Raw genomic sequence first — 2,387 nt, 5'->3', positions numbered from 1 at the left:
CGACCTGCGCGCGTTGGGGGACAGTCAAGGCGCGCGGACGCTCGAGGACGAGGTACGCCGTCGCGGAGACCCTGCTAAGAGCACCCGGCAATAGGGGCGTGGATCAAGGAGCGGGGCTGGGGTGCGTGCATCGCAAGGCGGCGGAGGGAGCCACCCTGGTGTTGGGTGGTGACCGACAACAACACAGCGAGGTGCGCACCCCAGCCCCGCGACGCCGCGTCCCTATTGCCGGGCGCTCTAAGCCGAGCTGTTGACGGGCTATTCGACCGTGACCGACTTGGCGAGATTGCGCGGCTGGTCGACGTCGAGGCCGCGGGCGAGCGCCAGTTCGCACGCAAAGACCTGCAACGGCAGGGTTGTCACCAGCGGAGCGAACAAGGTCGGTGTTTCCGGCACCCGGATCAGATGCTCCGCGTAGGGCGCGACGCCAGTGTCGCCCTCCTCGGCAATCACGATGGTCCGGGCACCCCGGGCCCGCACCTCCTGGATGTTGGAAACAATCTTCCCATGGAGGTGTGACCGGCCTCGCGGAGACGGCACCACGATCACTACCGGCAGACCGGGTTCGATGAGCGCGATCGGCCCGTGCTTCAACTCGCCGGCCGGGAAGCCCTCAGCGTGCATGTAGGCGAGCTCCTTGAGCTTCAGCGCCCCCTCCAGGGCCACCGGGTAGCCAACATGGCGACCGAGGAACAGCACCGCCTTGGCGTCAACCAGCGTGCGGGCAAGCGCCCTTATCGGCTCGACCGTGGTGAGGGTCTCGCGCACCAGCCGCGGGGTGGTCTGCAGCTTCTCGACGTACCGCGCGACCTCGTCGCCGTAGAGCACCCCGCGGACCTGCGCCAGGTACAGGCCGACCAGCAGACACGCGGCGACCTGGCCGAGGAAGGTCTTCGTCGACGCTACCCCGACCTCCGGGCCGCAGCGGGTGTAGAGCACGGCGTCGGACTCCCGCGGGATCGTCGACCCGTTCGTGTTACAGATCGCCAGCACTCTGGCCTTCTGCTCCCGCGCGTGCTTGACCGCCATCAGGGTGTCCAGCGTCTCACCGCTCTGGCTGATGGCAATCACCAAGGTGGAACGGTCGAGAACCGGGTCGCGGTAGCGGAACTCCGATGCCATCTCGACCTCGCACGGCAGGCGCGTCCAGTGCTCGACGGCGTACTTGGCGATCAGCCCGGCATGATAGGCCGTGCCGCAGGCAACGATGAAGACCTTGTCGACGTCACGGAAATCCTGGGTGGAAAGGCGCTCCTCGTCCAGGACGATCTCGCCGGCATTCGACAACCGCCCACGCAACGTGTCCGCGAGCGCGGTTGGCTGCTCGCTTATCTCCTTGAGCATGAAGTAGGGGAAGCCGCCCTTCTCCGCGGCGCTGGCATCCCAGTCGACGTGGTACGCACGTCCCTCAAGCAGGTTGCCGGCGAAGTCCGTGACCGTCACCCCGTCGCGACGGGCCTCGACCACCTGGTCCTGGCCGATCTCCAGCGCGTCGCGGGTGTGCGCGATGAACGCCGCGACATCGCTCGCCAGAAAGGTCTCGCCCGCGCCCAGACCGACGACCAGCGGACTGTTGCGGCGGGCACCGACCAGCACGTCAGGATGGTCGCGGTGCACGGCGACGAGGGTGAAAGCGCCCTCCAGCCGGCCGCACACCCGCCGCAGCGCCTCGCTGAGCGGGTTCGTGCCCGCCGCTCCCGCCCCGCCGCTGCCGGCTGCCGCGGCGAGCTCGATCTCCAGCAGGTGCGCGACCACCTCCGTGTCGGTCTCGCTGGTCAGCTCATGCCCACTGCTCTCCAGGGCCGCCCGCAGAGCCGCGAAGTTCTCGATGATCCCATTGTGGATGACAGCGATGGCACCCGTGCAGTCGGAGTGCGGGTGTGCGTTGCCGTCCGTCGGCCCGCCGTGAGTTGCCCACCGGGTATGGCCGATGCCGACGGTTCCGGGCGCAGGCGCATCCGCCTCGCTCAGCGCCTTTTCCAGATTGGCTAGCTTGCCCGCCTTACGCAGGGTATATAGCCGCCCGTCCGCAACAACCGCGACACCTGCCGAGTCGTAGCCTCGATACTCCAGCCGGCGCAGTCCGGCAAGAGCGACATCCAGCGCTGACCGTCCGCCGATATACCCGATGATCCCGCACATGCGGTCAGGGTACGCAACCGAGGGATGAGCCAGGGAGCACCAGAAGTGTTTGGGGTGCGCGTCGAACAGCTAAGAGCGCCCGGCAATAGGGATGTGGATCAAGGAGCGGGGCTGGGGTACGTACATCGCAAGGCGGAGGAGGGAGTCACCCTGGTCCTTGGGTGTCGACCGACGACAACGCAGCGAGGTGCGCACCCCAGCCCCGCGACGCCGCGTCCCTATTGCCGGTCGCTCTAAGGCGCGCG

The 2,387-nt window shown here is 67.9% G+C and carries 1 protein-coding gene; it reads right to left on the bottom strand.

Features of this window, described 5'->3' with window-relative positions; translation table 11 throughout:
• Positions 1-258: 258 nt before the first annotated feature.
• Positions 259-2,142: a glutamine--fructose-6-phosphate transaminase (isomerizing) gene (gene glmS / locus MJ785_RS02140; RefSeq protein WP_239379962.1), complete on the bottom strand. Its 1,884-nt coding sequence runs from the start codon at positions 2,140-2,142 to the stop codon at positions 259-261.
• Positions 2,143-2,387 lie beyond the last annotated feature (245 nt).

The sequence above is a fragment of the Protofrankia sp. CiT1 genome (genome assembly GCF_917627335.1).
In the GTDB taxonomy this organism is placed as follows: Bacteria; Actinomycetota; Actinomycetes; order Frankiales; family Frankiaceae; genus Protofrankia.
This window is presented reverse-complemented; position numbering and strand designations above follow the sequence as displayed.